General features: G+C 64.1%; 13 protein-coding genes. 5 read left to right on the top strand and 8 right to left on the bottom strand.

Translation table 11 applies throughout. From position 1 onward, the window contains the following. Positions 1-4: 4 nt before the first annotated feature. The 4 genes from AC0Z2B_RS20875 (at position 5) to AC0Z2B_RS20860 (ending at position 3,977) form a co-directional block, all read left to right on the top strand. The gene (locus AC0Z2B_RS20875; protein WP_476299115.1) at positions 5-1,843 is read left to right on the top strand and encodes an amidohydrolase; all 1,839 of its coding nucleotides are present in this window, start codon (positions 5-7) and stop codon (positions 1,841-1,843) included. Between the two features lie 30 nt (positions 1,844-1,873). Beyond that, positions 1,874-2,506: an isochorismate family cysteine hydrolase YcaC gene (gene ycaC, locus AC0Z2B_RS20870; protein WP_027980710.1), complete on the top strand. Its 633-nt coding sequence runs from the start codon at positions 1,874-1,876 to the stop codon at positions 2,504-2,506. 146 nt (positions 2,507-2,652) lie between these two features. Continuing rightward, entirely contained in the window at positions 2,653-3,603 is a 951-nt protein-coding gene (locus tag AC0Z2B_RS20865; protein ID WP_476299113.1) for a GlxA family transcriptional regulator, read from the top strand. 137 nt (positions 3,604-3,740) lie between these two features. Next, positions 3,741-3,977, top strand: a complete 237-nt coding sequence (locus tag AC0Z2B_RS20860) for a hypothetical protein (protein WP_476299111.1) — start codon at positions 3,741-3,743, stop codon at positions 3,975-3,977. 15 nt (positions 3,978-3,992) lie between these two features. Here AC0Z2B_RS20860 and AC0Z2B_RS20855 read toward each other — a convergent pair whose 3' ends face one another. After that, the gene (locus AC0Z2B_RS20855; protein WP_416424694.1) at positions 3,993-4,124 is read right to left on the bottom strand and encodes a hypothetical protein; all 132 of its coding nucleotides are present in this window, start codon (positions 4,122-4,124) and stop codon (positions 3,993-3,995) included. Between the two features lie 168 nt (positions 4,125-4,292). Between AC0Z2B_RS20855 and AC0Z2B_RS20850 the strand changes: the two genes are divergently transcribed. Continuing rightward, the gene (locus AC0Z2B_RS20850; protein WP_473002552.1) at positions 4,293-5,468 is read left to right on the top strand and encodes a diguanylate cyclase; all 1,176 of its coding nucleotides are present in this window, start codon (positions 4,293-4,295) and stop codon (positions 5,466-5,468) included. Positions 5,469-5,506: 38 nt separating this feature from the next. Here AC0Z2B_RS20850 and AC0Z2B_RS20845 read toward each other — a convergent pair whose 3' ends face one another. The 7 genes from AC0Z2B_RS20845 to AC0Z2B_RS20815 all read right to left on the bottom strand — a co-directional run bounded on the left by AC0Z2B_RS20845 (position 5,507) and on the right by AC0Z2B_RS20815 (position 16,338). Next, the gene (locus AC0Z2B_RS20845; protein ID WP_476299109.1) at positions 5,507-6,469 is read right to left on the bottom strand and encodes a 2-hydroxyacid dehydrogenase; all 963 of its coding nucleotides are present in this window, start codon (positions 6,467-6,469) and stop codon (positions 5,507-5,509) included. A gap of 15 nt (positions 6,470-6,484) precedes the next feature. Further along, positions 6,485-7,777: an MFS transporter gene (locus tag AC0Z2B_RS20840; protein WP_476299107.1), complete on the bottom strand. Its 1,293-nt coding sequence runs from the start codon at positions 7,775-7,777 to the stop codon at positions 6,485-6,487. Between the two features lie 52 nt (positions 7,778-7,829). Next, a complete protein-coding gene (locus AC0Z2B_RS20835) occupies positions 7,830-8,774 on the bottom strand; it encodes a sugar kinase (RefSeq protein WP_476299105.1) in 945 nt (314 codons plus the stop codon). Beyond that, positions 8,767-9,552: a sugar phosphate isomerase/epimerase family protein gene (locus AC0Z2B_RS20830; RefSeq protein WP_476299104.1), complete on the bottom strand. Its 786-nt coding sequence runs from the start codon at positions 9,550-9,552 to the stop codon at positions 8,767-8,769. The genes AC0Z2B_RS20835 and AC0Z2B_RS20830 overlap by 8 nt, the downstream gene beginning before the upstream one ends. A 362-nt stretch (positions 9,553-9,914) precedes the next feature. Further along, positions 9,915-10,934, bottom strand: a complete 1,020-nt coding sequence (locus tag AC0Z2B_RS20825) for a LacI family DNA-binding transcriptional regulator (RefSeq protein WP_476299102.1) — start codon at positions 10,932-10,934, stop codon at positions 9,915-9,917. 204 nt (positions 10,935-11,138) lie between these two features. Further along, positions 11,139-14,102, bottom strand: a complete 2,964-nt coding sequence (locus AC0Z2B_RS20820; protein WP_476299100.1) for an autotransporter outer membrane beta-barrel domain-containing protein — start codon at positions 14,100-14,102, stop codon at positions 11,139-11,141. Between the two features lie 205 nt (positions 14,103-14,307). Next, positions 14,308-16,338, bottom strand: coding sequence for a hypothetical protein (locus AC0Z2B_RS20815; protein WP_476299098.1), 2,031 nt, complete (start codon positions 16,336-16,338; stop codon positions 14,308-14,310). Positions 16,339-16,443: the final 105 nt, after the last annotated feature.

Raw genomic sequence — 16,443 nt, 5'->3', positions numbered from 1 at the left:
TGCAATGAACGCCGAGCTGATTCTTCTCAATGGCAAGTTCCACACCGTCGACCGCCAGAACCCCACGGCCAGCGCCGTGGCCATCAAGGACGGGCGCTTCGTGGCCGTGGGCAGCGACGCCCAGGCCATGGCCTTCCGCGGCGCGGGCACCCAGGTCATCGACCTTAAAGGCCGCACGGTCATCCCGGGCCTCAACGACTCGCACCTGCACCTGATTCGTGGCGGCCTGAACTACAACCTGGAGCTGCGCTGGGAAGGCGTGCCGTCGGTGGCCGACGCCCTGCGCATGCTCAAGGAGCAGGCCGACCGCACCCCCACGCCGCAATGGGTGCGCGTGGTGGGCGGCTGGAACGAATTCCAGTTCGCCGAAAAGCGCATGCCCACCCTGCAGGAGCTGAACCAGGCTGCGCCCGACACCCCGGTGTTCGTGCTGCACCTGTACGACCGCGCCTTGCTCAACCGCGCCGCCCTGCGCGTGGTGGGCTACACCCGCGATACGCCGAACCCGCCCGGCGGCGAGATCCAGCGCGACGCCAACGGCGACCCTACCGGCATGCTGATCGCCCGGCCCAACGCCATGATCCTCTACGCCACCCTGGCCAAGGGGCCTAAGCTGCCGCTGGAATACCAGGTGAACTCCACCCGCCAGTTCATGCGTGAGCTGAACCGCCTGGGCCTGACCAGCGTGATCGACGCCGGCGGCGGCTTCCAGAACTACCCCGACGACTACCAGGTGATCGAGCAGTTGGCCAAGGACGACCAGCTGACCGTGCGCATCGCCTACAACCTGTTCACCCAGAAGCCCAAGGAAGAGCTCACCGACTTCAAGAACTGGACCTCCAGCGTCAAGCTGCACCAGGGCGACGACTACCTGCGCCACAACGGCGCCGGCGAGATGCTGGTGTTCTCTGCCGCCGACTTCGAGGACTTCCTGGAGCCGCGCCCGGACCTGCCGCAAACCATGGAAGAAGAGCTGGAGCCGGTGGTGCGCCACCTGGTGGAACAGCGCTGGCCGTTCCGCCTGCACGCCACCTATGACGAGTCGATCTCGCGCATGCTCGACGTGTTCGAGAAGGTCAACCGCGACATCCCCTTCAACGGCCTGCCGTGGTTCTTCGACCACGCCGAGACCATCTCGCCGAAGAACATCGAGCGCGTGCGCGCCCTCAACGGCGGCATCGCCATTCAGGACCGCATGGCCTTCCAGGGCGAATATTTCGTCGACCGCTACGGCCAGCAGGCCGCCGAAGCCACGCCGCCGATCAAGCGCATGCTCGCCGAGGGCGTGCCGGTGGGCGCCGGCACCGATGCCACGCGGGTGTCCAGCTACAATCCGTGGACCTCGCTGTACTGGATGGTCAGCGGCCGCACTGTCGGCGGCCTGGCCTTGCAGCCCGAAGGCCTGCCACGCGACACCGCGCTGGAGCTGTTCACCCATGGCAGCGCCTGGTTCTCGTCCGAGCAGGGCAACAAGGGCAAGATCAAGATCGGCCAGCTGGCCGACCTGGCCGCGCTGTCGGCCGACTTCTTCGCGGTAGAAGAGGAGGCGATCAAATGGCTGGAGTCGGTGCTGACCGTGGTCGGCGGCAAAGTCGTGCACGCCGACGCCGAATTCTGCGACCTGGCGCCACCGCGCCTGCCGGTGGTGCCCGAGTGGTCGCCGGTGGTCAAGGTGCCGGGCCACTGGCGCCCGCAAGCGCCCATGGCGCAACAGGTACACCACTGCAGCGGCCCGTGCGCCGTGCATGCCCATGGCCACGACCGGGCGCGCCAGTCCAACGCGCCGATCAGCGACTTCCAGGGCTTCTGGGGTGCGCTGGGCTGTTCCTGCTTCTCGTTCTGAATCCGTCAAACCACACGTTAGGAGTTCGTCATGAGCAACGCCCCTGTCTACAACCGCCTGAACAAAGATGACGCCGTAGTACTGCTGGTCGACCACCAGACCGGCCTGATCTCGCTGGTGCAGGATTTCTCGCCCAACGAGTTCAAGAACAACGTGTTGGCCCTGGCCGACTGCGCCAAGTTCTTCAACCTGCCGACCATCCTCACCACCAGCTTCGAAAACGGCCCGAACGGCCCGCTGGTGCCCGAGCTGAAAGAGATGTTCCCGGACGCGCCCTACATCCCGCGCCCTGGCCAGATCAACGCCTGGGACAACGCCGACTTCGTCCAGGCCATCAAGGCCACCGGCCGCAAGCAGCTGATCATCGCCGGTGTGGTGACCGATGTGTGCGTAGCGTTCCCGACCCTGTCGGCGCTGGCCGAAGGCTTTGACGTGTTCGTGGTGACCGACGCCTCGGGCACCTTCAACGACACCGTGCAACAGGCCGCCTGGGCACGCATGAGCGCCGCCGGTGCGCAACTGATGAACTGGTTCGCCGTGGCCTGCGAGCTGCACCGCGACTGGCGCAACGACATCGAAGGCCTGGGCAACCTGTTGTCCCAGCGCCTGCCCAACTACCGCAACCTGATGAACAGCTACGTGGCGCTGACCGCCAAGAAGTAACACAAACCCCGTAGCAGCGGCCCCTAGGCCGCGTCCCAGCCACCACCTGGGACGCGGCCTGCGGCCGCTGCTACGGGGTTGCGCTTGCGATTATTGCTGGACAGGGTACTGTCGCCTGCTTGAGCACAGGCAATTGGCCCCTGGACATGAAACACGTTGCAATCGCGCTATACCCCGACTTCCTGCTGCTGGACATGGCCGGCCCGGTGGAGGTGTTCTCCATCGCCAACCGCTACCTGGCGCCTTGCCAGCACTATCGGATTTCCACCTTCGCCACGGCCCAGCGCAGCGTGCGCGCCTCCAGTGGCATTACCGTGCAGGCCGATCACCTGGTCGAACAGGCCTGCGCCGATGTCGACCTGTTGCTGGTGCCCGGCGGCCCCGGCGCCTACAACGCTCAGCACCCCGAGCTGGTGGCCTGGCTGCGCGCCGCCGCACAGACGGTGCAGGGCTACGGCTCGATCTGCACCGGCGCGTTCATTCTCGGCCACGCCGGCCTGCTCGACGACCACCGCGTCACCACCCACTGGCACTACACCGAACGGTTGATCAAGGCCTTCCCCAAGGCGCAGGTGGGCACCGAGGACATCTACATCCACGACCGCAAGCTGATCTCCTCGGGCGGGGTGACCGCGGGCATCGACCTGGCGCTGTCGGTGGTGGCCCATGACCACGGGCGCAAGGTGGCGCTGGACGTGGCCAAGGTGCTGCTGGTGCTGATGCGCCGCCAGGGCGACCAGGCGCAGTTCAGCCCGCTGGTGGCCGAGGTGGCCGCCCAGGACTCGCCGGTGACGCGCGTGCAGCACTACATCCTCGACCACCTGGAGCAGCCGCTGACCCTCGAACGCCTGGCCGAGGCGGCCGCCTTGAGCCCGCGCCACCTGAGCCGGGTGTTCACCCGCGACGTGGGCATGACGCCCATGGCGTTTATCCAGAACGCGCGCATCGACCGTGCGCGCAACCTGCTGGAAAGCACCGAGTTGCCCCTCAAGACCGTGGCGTTCAAGAGCGGTTTTGGCAGCGTCCGACACATGCGCCTGCTGTTCAACGAGCGGTTGGGGCGCAGCCCGGCGGAATACCGGGCGCAGTTCAACTAGCACTCGGATGGCCGGATAGGGCACCCGAATGACCGTCCTGCGCCCCTTGTCGTCGTACCACCATGGGCAATGCCTGCCAAGATACTACCCAACCAGTACATAACGCGCGGGAGGCGGGCATGGGCGACATGGGGGTAATGGACGAGATCGCGCAGGCGCTGCGCGACAGCATGAGCCCCAGTGACCGGCTGGCCGGCTGGACCTTCCGTTGGACGGTTCAAGACGGGCGTATCACTTGCAGCCAGTGCCAGGCGTCGCAGTCGGCGAACCACCCGTGCGAGGCGTTCAGCCACCGGCCCGGGTGCGGGGCGCGCCGCGAGCAGGGCCCGTGGCAGGAGTTGGCGGGGTTGTTGGGGCGGTTGGCGGGGCACTGAACCCCGCCCGATGGCTCACGCCTCGCGCTGTTCGCGGGCCTGGCGCTCGGCCTTTTCCTTGCGATGGTTCTTCAGGTCCAGGCGCGCACCCCAGGCCATCACGGCGACGCCGATGAGCAGTAGCAGGACAAGTTGGCTGGTCGGCATGTGAATCTCCCTTGGAAAAAATCCCATTGGAACCCGTGGCCTGCGGTAAAACCAAACAGTTCACGGTTACATAATGTTTCGGCGTGCCCCGCGCCGGTGCAACTGGACGCCCGGGTACTGGCGCTCTTACACTGCGCCAGCCCCCCTTGGTAGCCACAGGCGCACGCCATGACCATGCCCGAACAGCCCGCGCGCCGGCGTTTCCGTGATTCCGTCCAGCCCATTCCGGCGCACCTGCGCCCGGCATTCGAAGCCTACGTGCTGGAGCATTACCGCAGCTTTCTGCTAGCCATCAACCTGATCGCCGCTGGCGCCTATTATTCCTACGTGTTCGCCGACGCTATCCTGATCCCGGACATGGCCTGGGCCTCGGTGGTCACCCGCACCACGCTGGTGGCGGTGGGCCTGGTGAACATCTTCCTGGTGTTCCGTTTCAGCCGGAACCTGTTGCTGCTCGACCTGCTGATGCCGGTGCACGACCTGATCTGCGCGGTGGCCTGGTTCGAGCTGCTCAAGCGCAGCCATTCTCCCGACGTGCCGACGTTCCTGTATGCCTCGGTGATCTTCGTGCTGCTGTGCAACCTGGGCGTGCGCGTGTCGTTCAAGGGCACGCTGTGGATTTCCCTGGCCATCAGCGCGGTGGTGGTGGGCAACGTGGCCCTGCTGCACCCCGGCGACCCCAAGGCGCTGCTGGTGTTCGTGGTGGTGTACCTGCCGGTGTTGCTGTTCAGCCTGTTCATTGCCTGGACCAACATCACCAGCGTGCGCCGAGCCTTCCTGGCCGACCAGGAAGAGCGCTGGCAGCAGGCGCAACTCTACGACCTCAACCAGCGCCTGCAGGCCCTGGCCATCACCGACGCGTTGACTCGCGTGGGCAACCGCCGCGCCTTCGACCAACACCTGAGCGAACGCTGGGCGCTGATGGAACAGGTGGGGCAACGGTTCGGGCTGTTGCTGGTGGACATCGACTATTTCAAGCCCTTCAACGACCACTACGGCCACCAGGCCGGCGACCGCTGCCTGGCGGAGGTGGCGCGGGTGATGGCGGCGAGCGTGGGACAGGGGCAGCTGTTCCGCTATGGCGGCGAAGAGTTCGCGATTCTGTTGCCGCTGGAAGGGCAGCCGCAGTTGCTGCTGGCCGCCGAGCGGCTGGCCAATGAGGTGCGGGGCTTGAAGATACTGCACCAGCATCGGCCTGACGGCCATGGGGTGCTGACGGTGAGCATCGGCGCGGCGTTGAGCGAGAATCCCGAGGCGGTGCAGCCCCAGGATCTGTTCGCGTTGTGTGACCGGTTGCTGTATCAGGCCAAGCAAGAGGGGCGTAACCGCTGCGCAGTCGCCTGACGACCAACCCCCGTAGCAGCGGCCGCAGGCCGCGTCCCTTAAGGGTTAACCCAATTCTGCGGCCGCTCCCCGTTCAACGCCGCCAGCAGATTGTCCACCGCGCACCGCGCCATCGCCTCCCGGGTTTCATGGGTAGCCGAACCGATATGCGGGGTCGCCACCACGTTGTCCAGCTGTAGCAGCGGTGATTGCGGGTCCACCGGCTCGCGCTCGAACACGTCCAGGCCCGCCGCGCGGATCTGCCCGGCCTGCAGGGCCTGGATCATGGCCTGCTCATCCACCACCTTGCCGCGCGAAATGTTGATGAAGATGCTGTCGGGCCCCATCAGCTCGAACTCGCGGGCGCCGATCAGGCCGGTGGTCTCGGCCGTCAGCGGCAGGGTCAGGCAGATGAAATCGGCCTCGCGCAGCAGTTCGTCGAGGCTGCAATGGCGGGCGCCGAAGCGCTGGTCGACGGCGGGCTTGGGCGAGTGGCTGTGGTAGATCACCGGCATGTTGAAGCCGAAATGCCCGCGCTGGGCCAACGCCTCGCCGATGCGGCCCATGCCGACGATGCCCAGGGTCTTGCCGTGCACGTCGGTGCCGAACTGCCTGGGGCCGACGCTGGCGGTCCATTGGCCGTTGCGCACCACGTTGGCCAGTTCCACCACGCGCCGGGCGGTGGCCAGTATCAGCGCAAAGCCGGTGTCGGCGGTGGTCTCGGTGAGCACGTCGGGGGTGTTGGTGAGCTTAACGCCGCGGCGGCTGAGGTCGGCGATGTCGTAGTTGTCGACGCCCACCGACACGCTGGAGACGGCTTCGAGGTTGGGCGCCAGGTCGAGCAGGGCGGCGTCCAGTTTCAGGCTGGCGCCCAGCAGACCGTGGGCCTGGGGCAGGGCTTCGCGCAGGCGCGCCAGGCCGTCGCTGGCCGGGTCTTCGATGTAGGTCACGTCCACCTGGTCGCCGAGGCGGGCGAGCAGGGCGGGGGACAGTTTCTTGTACAGCACCACGTGCTTTTTCATCAGGAACTCTCGACGTCAGGAATGGTGGGCAGTGAGGGGGCGGGCGCGGGCCGCGACCTTGTCGCAGCCGCCAGGGGCCAGCAATATCGTCAGCACCGCTGACAGCACCAGCGCGCCGCTCATCAGCAGGTACGAGGCGCCGGGGTTGCCGGTTTCGCTGTTGAGGTAGCCCACAAGGTAGGAACCGGCGAATGAGCCCAGGGCGCCCATGCTGTTGATCAGCGCCATGGCGCCGCCGGCGACGTTGGCCGGCAGCACCTCGGGGACGATGGCGAAGAACGGCCCGTAAGGGGCATACATGCAGGCGCCGGCCAGCACCAGCAGGCCGTAGGACCACCAGAAGTGCTCGCTGCCCAGGGCGTACGAGCCATAGAACGCCAGGGCCGCCAGCAGCAGCGGCGGCCACACGAAGCGCTTGCGCCGCTGGATGCGGTCCGAGCCCCAGCTCACCGCCAGCATGGCGATGACCGCGGCCAGGTACGGCAGCGCCGACAGCCAGCCGGCCTCGACCATGTCCATTTCCTGGCCCTGCTTGAGGATGGACGGCAGCCACAGCACGAAGCCGTACACACCAATGCTCCAGCAGAAGAACTGCACCGACAGGATGATGACCTTGGGCGAGCGGAACGCCTCGGCGTAGTTCTTCACAGGCTTGATGCCTTGCTGCTCGGCGGCCAGGGTCTGCTGCAGGTCCTGCTTCTGCTGGCCGCTGAGCCAGGTGGCGTCGGCCGGTTTTTCATCGGCCAGGCGCCACCAGATGAACGCCCAGGCGATGGCCGGCAAGCCCTCGACGATGAACATCCAGCGCCAGCTGTAGTGCTGCACCAGGTAGCCGGACACCACCGACATCCACAGCATGGTCACCGGGTTGCCGAGGATCAGGAAGGTATTGGCGCGCGAGCGCTCGGCGCGGGTGAACCAGTAACACAGGTACACCAGCATGGCCGGCATCACCACGGCCTCGACCACGCCGAGCATGAAGCGGATGGCGATCAGCCAATAGGCGTTTTCCACCATGCCGGTGAGGCTGGCCAGGGCGCCCCAGGCGATCAGGCTGGCGAAGATCAGCTTCTTCACGCTGCGCTTTTCGGCGTAGATGGCGCCGGGCACCTGGAAGAAGAAATAGCCGAGGAAGAACAGCGCGCCCAGCAGGGACGACAGCCCCGGCGTCATGGCCAGGTCCTTGGCCATGCCGGAGGCAGCGGCAAAGCCATAGTTGGCCCGGTCCAGGTAGGCCAGGCTGTAGGTGATGAACACGATGGGCATGATCACCCACCAACGGCGCGGGGCCAGTTTCAGCGGTTGCATGGCAAGGCTCCTGAGCATTTTGTTGTTGTCGCAACAGGGTTGTTCGGGTGGATCAGGCGCGGCGCAGGGCCGCGGCTTCCAGCAATTGGTCACGGCTGGGCAGGCCCTCCATGTCGCCCTGGCTTTGCACGGCGCGGCTGCCGATCCAGTTGCCGCGGTCGGTGGCCTGCGGGAGGGTCAGGCCTTCCAGCAGCGCGCTGATCACGCCCACCGCGAAGCCGTCGCCGGCGCCCACGGTGTCCACCACCTTGGCTACTTTGTGCGCGGCCACGTAGCCTTCGCCCAGGGCCGTGCGGTAATAGGCGCCTTCCGCGCCTAGCTTGATGGCCACCGCTTCCGCGCCGTGGTCCAGGTAGAACGCGGCGATGTCACCCGGGGTTTCATAGCCGGTCAGCAGGCGCCCTTCGGCCAGGCCCGGCAGCACCCAGTCGGCGTGGCTGGCCAGGGCGTTGACCTCGCTGATCATGCGCGTCTGGCTGGGCCACAACGACGGCCGCAGGTTGGGGTCGAACGACACGCTGCGGCCGGCACCGCGCATGGTCTGCATCAGGTGGCTGGACAGCTCCTGGGCGCTGGCCGACAACGCCGGCGGGATACCGGTGGCGTGCAGGTGGCGGGCGCCGAGCAGGTCATCGTTGAGGTCGGCGACGCTGAGGTGGCTGGCGGCCGAGCCGCGGCGGAAGTATTCCACCACCGGGTCCTGGCCGTCGTCCTCGCGGGACTTGAACTGGAAACCGGTGGGGTGCGCATTGTCCACGGCCACGTGGCGGCAGTCCAGGCCTTCGCGCTGCAGGGTGTCGACCACGAAGCGGCCCAGGGAGTCATTGCCCACGCGGCTCAGCCAGCTGACCTTGAAACCCAGGCGCGACAGGCCGATGGCGACGTTGCTGTCGGCGCCGGCAATGCGCTTGTGGAAGTGCGAGACGGCGGCGAGGTCGCCGGTCTGTTCGGCCACCAGCATGGCCATGGTTTCACCAAAACACAGGATATCAGCCATGGGCGACGCTCCCTGCCTGCGGTTGGCCCAAGTGGGCGAGGGTGGCCACGTGGCCACGGGTTACCTGCAGTAGATCCTCGCCTTGCAGCGGAAATTCCGCAGCGCGCATCACCCCGGGCGTCATGCGCCGCAGCAGTTGCTCCCACAGTTCCAGGTCACGCGGGTGCGGCGGTATGGCCACCAGTTTGCCGGCGCTGGTGCGCTCCACGGCCTTGCAGTGCACGTACTCCACGTACTGCGCCAGCTGTACGGCGGCGCTGAACACCGATTGATCCTGCCACTGCCAGTTGCCGATGTCGAAGGTCATGCCCACCGGCACCTTGTGCTCGCGGGCGCGGGTGAAGAAACGCGCCAGCGGGTCGATGCGCCCGCCCTGGGTGGTCTGGTCGTTTTCCACCAGCAGGCGCACCGGCTGGTCGGCCAGCAGTTGCTTGAGGGCAGCGAAGTCGTTGTGCGGGGCGAAGAAGCCCAGCGACACCTTCAGCCACTTCGAGCCGCAGGCCGCGGCGTTGGCCAGGGCGGTGACCAGCGCCGGGTCCGGCTCGGTGCGGCCTGCCTGCCACAGCTCCATGGGGCACGAATACACGCTTTCCAGGCCCTGGGCCTCGGCGGCCTGGCGCAATTGGTCAGCGTCGAGGGTGGTGAACAGTTCTTCACGCCATTCGATGACGTCAGCGCCGGCCTGCTTGAGCAGGGCGGCGAAGGGCACCTGGCCCTGTTCGCGAACCAGGGTGGCGCCGTAGCTGGACAGGCTGATGGACACGGGGTAGAGATTCATTGTTATTGGGCCTCTGAAACCGGTTACATTTCGATCAGTAAAAAGGTATGCGGAAGACCCCGGCGTGGGGCCGGTGGTTCATTTATTCGTGGGGATTGGCGCGATGTTGAAAATAAAGGGACGGCACATGGCCAGGTTTCCTTCTTCGATATTGTTGTTGTTTTATCAGCACTGAAATCGGTTTCAGTGTTGATTAGAAAACACCTTCCACGCGCGAACGTCAAGCCCCTGCGCGCCGCCGCGCACGCTGCAATACGCCTGGGGACCGGGACGCGGCCTGCGGCCGCTGCTACGAAGGGGGGGCACACCCGATCGCGTAGCAGCTGCCGCCAGGCGGCGTCTGGCCGTTACGCGGTCGGGACCTACTTTTGCGGGGTCGAACCGCGCACCACCAACTCGGCCGCGAAATCAAAGCGCTGCGCCGGCCCCGCATCGCCGCGCAACCGCTCCAGCAGGCACTCGAACGCACGCACGCCAATGGCATGGGTAGGTTGCGCCAGGGCCGTGATGCCGCTGCCCACCAGCGGGTACCAGTCCAGGTCGTCCAGGGCAATCAGGCCGACGTCGTCGAACAGGTTGCAGCCCAGTGTGCGCAATGCCTGGGCGGCCGCCAGTGCGGCCAGGCCGTTGGCACAGAACAGCGCCTTGGGGCCGTGGTCATTGCTGGCAAGAAAGTCGCGCAGGTGGGTTTCCAGCGCTTCGCCGGTTTGCACCCTGCAGCCACGCAATTGGCTGTCCTGCGCCACCAGCGCATCGAACGCACTGATGCGCTCGTTGCGCGAGCTGGTGCCGTCCTGGGGCTCGCTGACCAGCGCCAGGTCGCGATACCCACGGGCCTTGAGGTGCACCAGGCCCATGCGCATGGCGCCGGCGTTGTCGAGGCCGGTCATGTCGCTGTGAAAGGCTTCCAGCTTGCGGTCCACCAGCACCATGGGCAGCTCGCTCTGCAGTTCGCGCAGCTCGTCCATGTGCTTGCCCAGGGTGTTCACGATCAGCCCCTCGATGTTGTAGCTGCGCAGCGCCTGCAGCTGCTGCAGTTCCTGTTCGCCATCGCGGTCGGTGTTGCACACCACAAGGCTGTAGCCATGGCGGCGGCAGGCGGTTTCCACGCCGTGCATCACGGCAATGGAATAGGGGTTGCGGATGTCGGCCATCAGCATGCCGATCAGCCGCGTGCGCCCGCGCTTGAGGCCGCGGGCCATCTGGTTGGGGCGGTAGCCCAGCTCGCCGATGGCCTTTTCGATGCGCAAGGCGATGGCGTCCGAAAGCAGGGCTTTGTCGTCGCCGATGAAGCGCGACACGCTGGCTTTCGACACCCCGGCGCGGCGGGCAACGTCGAGCATGGTGACGCGGTGGCGGGGCGGGGTGGTGGGGCTGCTCACGGGCCTTGTTCCTTGTTGGCATGATTGCCGCCAGGGGCGAGGCAGGCTGACATGAACTCAGCACGGGCGCAGCGCACACCTTGAGGGGCGGGGCCTCAAGTGTACCGTTTATCGGCAGGCGGGGCGAAGTTCGAACTGCGCCCCGCAGGCAACTTGTAACAATCGGCCCCCGCAGGGCCGATCAGGCAACCGCTATCTTGCTGATCAGAAGCTATAGCGCAACCCCAGGTTTGCGCCCCACGGCTGCTCGATGTTCTTGCCGTTGCTATAGTCCAGGTCCACGTGCAGCTGCAGGTGCTTGTTCATGGATACCGCGACGCCGGTGCCGACTTCGCCGCGTGAGCCGGACAGGTCATTGTTGAAGGCGTTGCCGTTGACCTGCACGCGGTTGCTCTGGGCAAACTCATGGGCCAGCGCCACCCGCACGTAAGGCTGCACCATGCCGTTGTCCAGCGCGATGGTGCGCCCAAGGGTAGTACCGACCTTGCCCAGCAGGGAATGGGTTATGTCGCCTTCGGCACGCATGCCGTTGTCCATGGTGTAGTCGCGGCCACTGATTGCCACGCCGGCCAGTTGGGCATAAGGCTCCACGAAGTAGTCATCAGCCACGGTAATGTGCCGTCCGAACTCTAGCGAAGCGCCCACGCCGCTGTTGTCGTAGTTGCCCTTGGCACGGGTGCCATCGCTCATGCTGACCGTGGCGTCGTTCTGGAAGCGGTTGAACTTCAACACCCCGTCGAAATAATAGCCGTTGTCCGGGTTCAGCCAGGTCGCGTAGGCGCCCAGGTAGTAGCTGTCGACGCTGCCGGAGGTGCCGTGGTTAAGGTTCAGGCTGGAGTCGCTGTAACCGCCCATCACGCCGACCAACCAATTGCCATCGCCCATCGGCAAGGGAGCATCGGCGCCAAACGATAGACCTTGCTGGGTTTGCTTGTAGCTGACGTCGGTGCTGGTGGTGACGTTGTATTTGTTGCCGTACGCGCGCATCCAGAAACCGGGCTGGGCACCGTTGTAGCGCAGCTCGCCCATGCGTGACCGCAAGGTCGACAACTCGCCGTACCAGACGGTGGGCGCCGTGTTGAAGAGGGCCAATACCGTCGCGGTTTCAGGGCTGATTGTCTTGGTACTGGTATCCAGGAACCAGTCAGTGCCGCGCTGCATCAGCTCATAGGAATAGGTGCCCATGTCAACGGGCCCACCCAACAAGCTGAACTGGGCCGTGGAGCCAGTGCCGGTGTGTACGACCTGCAGGCTGTTGTCGGCGGCGGGGTCTTCGCCGCGGGCACTGACCAATAGCTTGTAATCGCCGGTGGCAGTGCCGCTGACGTCGACGAAGCTGGCCAGCTCGCGGGCGAAGTCCACGCTCAGCTCGAAGGTGCCGGTGCCCGATAATGAAGCCAGGGACAGCCGATAAAATTGACCCGCGTCACCCAGGGCCACGGTGCCATCCGCCAAGGCAAGCGTGCCGACGGTACTGTCGCCCGTGACCTGCCAGGTCGAGTCGCTGAGGTTGGCGCTGGCGATGTTGGTCAGGGTGCCCTTGAGGCTTGAACCGTCAGTCATCACCACGCTGGCTTGGCTGGAGGCGTCTGCCGTGAGATCGCCCACCATAGTGCTCCGGGCCAGGTTGACCTGCAGGTTGCCGCCGTTGCTGGCGACGCCGGTCCCAATCCAGTCGCTGCCGGTGAGTTGCGCCTGCGCCGCCATGCCATCGGCACTGATGGTGCCGTTCAGGGCGCTGGTGTCAAGTGCCAGGCTGGCAACATCAAGCAGGTTGCCGTTGATCTGCGAATCAGTCGCGTGCACGGTAGTGGTCGTGGCGCCGTCGTTGCTGATGTTGCCGTTGAGCACGCTGCTGGCAAGGGTCAGGCTGTCGACGTTGAGCAGGTTGCCGTTGATCTGCGAGCCAGTCGCTTGCACGGTAGTAGTGGTGGCGCCATCATTGCTGATGTTGCCGTTGAGCACACTGCCGGCAAGGGTCAGGCTGTCGACGTTGAGCAGGTTGCCGGTAAGTTGCGAACCGGTCATTTGCACCGTGGTGTTGCCGGTGCCATCGGAGGTCACGTTCCCTTCCATCAGGCTGCTGTCCAGGCTAAGCGCTACGGTGCTTGCGCCGCTGGCCTCGACGTTACCGCGCAGTTGGCTGCCGCCGCCTGCATTCACGACCACAGAGCTGCCATCCGCGGCACTGACATCGCCGGTGATCAGCCCCTGGTTAAGCGTGAAGGCCGCTGCAGTATTGGCTTCAGACAGGGAAATATTCCCTTTGATATGTGCGTTGTCCACCGCAACGCTGGCAGTGGAGCCCGAGTCCATCAACATGGCGATGCCAGCATCGCTGGTGAGCAGGCTGCCGTTGCGCAGCACGATGTTCGCCGAAGCGGGTCCGGCTAGAATCCCCCCCATCGCTATTCCGGCGCCGCTCGTGGTGGTCACGGTAGAGTCATCGATGACCAGGGTGGTAGGGACGGCGGGAATTCCCAGCATCATAATGCCATTGTTCGCCCCCGTAACCACTGTACCGGCACTGAGGTTTACGGTGCCGCCCGAGACCAGCAACAAGCCGGCGGCGAGCTCCGGCGTCGAGGCGCCACCCCTGGCTGTCACCTTTGTATTAACCAGGTCCAACGTCGTGGCCGCCCCTGCAACGCGAATGCCGATCTGGCCGCTGACCTCGCTATCAATCAGGGTCACCTGCCCGCCCCGGTCGACATTGATTGCATATTGGCGGGCACTTTGAATCGTGGAGTTACGGACCGTGGCGACGCTGTCGTATTGAACGTCGAGCGCTGCGTAGTAGCCGTACGAACCATCATTGGTCATGGTTACCCCATCGGCAACGATGGTGCTGCCATCCGTCGCTCTGGCGCCAGCCCGAAGCAGGAGCGTCCCGGGCGTGAGGTTAAGGGTGCTGCCCTCGATGGCATACGCGCCTTCTAGCTGATGGCCGTTGGTGGTCAGTGTGGAACCCCTCTGCATCTGATAAATATCGTAATCGGCCCTAATGGTCATGTCTTTGTCGACATTGAAAAATACGGTGGTGGCCTGGGCGCCTGCGGAGTAACTGGTCAGTGCGACCAATAGGGCGCCTGCCAATTGCCGTGTCTTGAAGGCCGGCTGTAACTGGATATTCACGGGAAGTTGTCCCGTACAATTACTTACATGCATTTTATTGGCTCCTTTGATTCGCGTGGGCACGTGTTGGGAGCGCAATACAATAAGGTCTAAAGTTTGAAGTGTTTGTAGGCATGATAACTTTCCAATGTAGGAAAATTCGCCGTCGTTTTCGGAAAGTTCCGCACAAGCCTTGAAAAAGCTTGCGCGGAAGTCCGCTTCAGACAACCAGTGAAGTTTAACCGCTTTGCATCAGCAATTACGGCGTCGGCACGCAGGTATTGCCGCCGCCGTCAAGATTCACCATCACGAAGTTGACAACGCCGCTACTGCCCGTTTGCCCTGCATTATCGATGTTGTACTTGATTTCAATACGCTTCATGGTCGAAGCACGCAGGAAGTCGGAGAACACCACGGGGTAGCTGAAGCCGTTGACGACATCACTCAGCGTTGTTTCGTATGGCGGGGTTGGGACTGTTTCGGTCGCCCCCGCAGTGCCGCCGGAGTCGAGTACGTCGTAAACCTGGAAGGTTGCAGTAAACTTCGCACCGACACCCCACTTCCCGTTTGCAGCCGGAATGCTCAGGCCAAACCCTTCCCAATACCTCTCGTTGCAGCGCACTATATAGGCAGGAAACGGCGTGGCACTCGGGTATTGTTGAATAGGGCGGCCTGTGACACTCGGCAGTGGCAGGCCGATAATGCCCCCCAGCTGCGAATCGACCAATGTGGTACGAGACTGCTGGTAGCCGTCGGCCGGGTCGTCGGTGATGACCTTGTAATACACGGGAACCGCCGGCCCGAATGTCCCTTCTAGAATGAACTGCCATGGAATGTCAAAGGTGATGACTTGGCCAACAGCGGCATTCGTGATGGGTTGAACATCAACGGGCTCGTCAATGCCAGGCCACATCAGTGCCAGATAGTGCGCGTTCGCTGTAAACCCAGCAATCAGCACTACGTCTGCGGTGGCGTCTTCGCCCTCATCGCCAACCAGCAATTTGTTGTCGTCCGCCGCACTCTGCCAGCTGGCGCTCTTGACGCGTACCAGGTTCAACAGGCTGTTCTCCGGGCCGGGTTCGCCAGGCGGAAAGTCGGGGCCGGGTACCGCCAGGTCATAGTCCACACGGATAGTGTTGGTGAAGGTGCCGACATTGGTTTGGTTCCGGACTACCTTGACCCTGACGGCGATATTGGTGCCGTCCTGGCCGCCACTCGATACCACACTGTATGGCAGGGGAATCAGCGCGCTATCCGTTACGAGGGGATAAACGAAGGCGGGGGTTGTCATGTTATCCCAGTACACTTGGGCCTGGTCGCCTGCAATGAATGGGGCATACGTCGGCAACCTCAACCCGGCTTGCAGATACAGGTCTTCGCGAGTCAACAGGGTGCCGGTGCTTGCTTTTTCCAGGGTCAGTAGTCTGCCGTTGAAATCGGGCAGAGGGGTCAACAGCACTTGCAGTTTTGGTTGCAGCGCGGTCATCTGGGCGTTGTCATTGCCTGCCCGGTCGAAAACTTGATACCACAGCACGAACGTGCCTTCGAGTTGCCGCCTGATGTCCGCTTCGGAAACCCTGACAGTGATGGGCAGCGAGGGGTCTGCGATGATCTGCGTATCGACAATGATGCCAGCGTCGTCTTCGGTACCGAGCGCTGTCACGCGGGTCCAGTGGAACTCAATTCGATCATCCCGGGCGATATCCACCCAGCGCTGCACATTACCCGTGATGCCTCCATTGGCGGTGAGGTACTCGTCGGTAATCCCGTCCAGCACCTCTTGGGGAAACACCACCGGCGCGAGCGAGTTGCCAAGATTGGGACGGTCGTGATCGATGGTGATGATGTACGGCGCGGTCGTATCATCGCCAATGACGTCGTTTTCGACTTTGCCGACAAAAGTATGACGGCCGCTGGCGCGCAGAGCGGTCTGTTCGATGAACACCACCTGGTCTTCCGGAGCGCTGCCACCCGGAACGATTTTGCCTATCACCACAGTACCGTCTCCGTCCCAGGTGCCGGAGATAGTGCTTGGCAGGTCGGGAAGGGGTACATAAGGAATAATGATGGACAGGTTTTCGTGGGTTTTTTCAGAACGCAGCAGGTTGAAATGGTCACCAGGCAATTGCGGATCGGGGAGGTTGGCAAGCACCCCTTCCACGATGGGGGGCAATACTTGGTTAACACCAGGCTGCCGAGCGGTGGCCAACTCGATGCGCAGTTTTTCTGCCTGAAGCTTGGCTTTCCAGCTGGCAATATTTTCTTTATGGGTGGGGGTGGATGACGACATAGGTCGAACTCCGTATCAGTCAGTGCGTGAAGGCTGTTGGAAAAAGCTGCTCCAAAAGCCGGTGGCGCGGTGTGGTTCACACCTGCTGATACCCATTCAATGCTC

The organism is Pseudomonas sp. GYB4201, assembly GCF_056312595.1.
Note: the sequence above shows the minus strand (reverse complement) of the source record. Positions and strands in the feature narration are given on the sequence as shown.

Bases quoted from the DNA above. Each gene is read 5' to 3' on its own strand.
- AC0Z2B_RS20875 (WP_476299115.1), top strand. From the start codon at position 5: ATGAACGCCGAGCTGATTCTTCTCAATGGCAAGTTCCACACCGTCGAC.
- ycaC (WP_027980710.1), top strand. From the start codon at position 1,874: ATGAGCAACGCCCCTGTCTACAACCGCCTGAACAAAGATGACGCCGTA.
- AC0Z2B_RS20865 (WP_476299113.1), top strand. From the start codon at position 2,653: ATGAAACACGTTGCAATCGCGCTATACCCCGACTTCCTGCTGCTGGAC.
- AC0Z2B_RS20860 (WP_476299111.1), top strand. From the start codon at position 3,741: ATGGACGAGATCGCGCAGGCGCTGCGCGACAGCATGAGCCCCAGTGAC.
- AC0Z2B_RS20855 (WP_416424694.1), bottom strand. From the start codon at position 4,124: ATGCCGACCAGCCAACTTGTCCTGCTACTGCTCATCGGCGTCGCCGTG.
- AC0Z2B_RS20850 (WP_473002552.1), top strand. From the start codon at position 4,293: ATGACCATGCCCGAACAGCCCGCGCGCCGGCGTTTCCGTGATTCCGTC.
- AC0Z2B_RS20845 (WP_476299109.1), bottom strand. From the start codon at position 6,469: ATGAAAAAGCACGTGGTGCTGTACAAGAAACTGTCCCCCGCCCTGCTC.
- AC0Z2B_RS20840 (WP_476299107.1), bottom strand. From the start codon at position 7,777: ATGCAACCGCTGAAACTGGCCCCGCGCCGTTGGTGGGTGATCATGCCC.
- AC0Z2B_RS20835 (WP_476299105.1), bottom strand. From the start codon at position 8,774: ATGGCTGATATCCTGTGTTTTGGTGAAACCATGGCCATGCTGGTGGCC.
- AC0Z2B_RS20830 (WP_476299104.1), bottom strand. From the start codon at position 9,552: ATGAATCTCTACCCCGTGTCCATCAGCCTGTCCAGCTACGGCGCCACC.
- AC0Z2B_RS20820 (WP_476299100.1), bottom strand. From the start codon at position 14,102: ATGCATGTAAGTAATTGTACGGGACAACTTCCCGTGAATATCCAGTTA.
- AC0Z2B_RS20815 (WP_476299098.1), bottom strand. From the start codon at position 16,338: ATGTCGTCATCCACCCCCACCCATAAAGAAAATATTGCCAGCTGGAAA.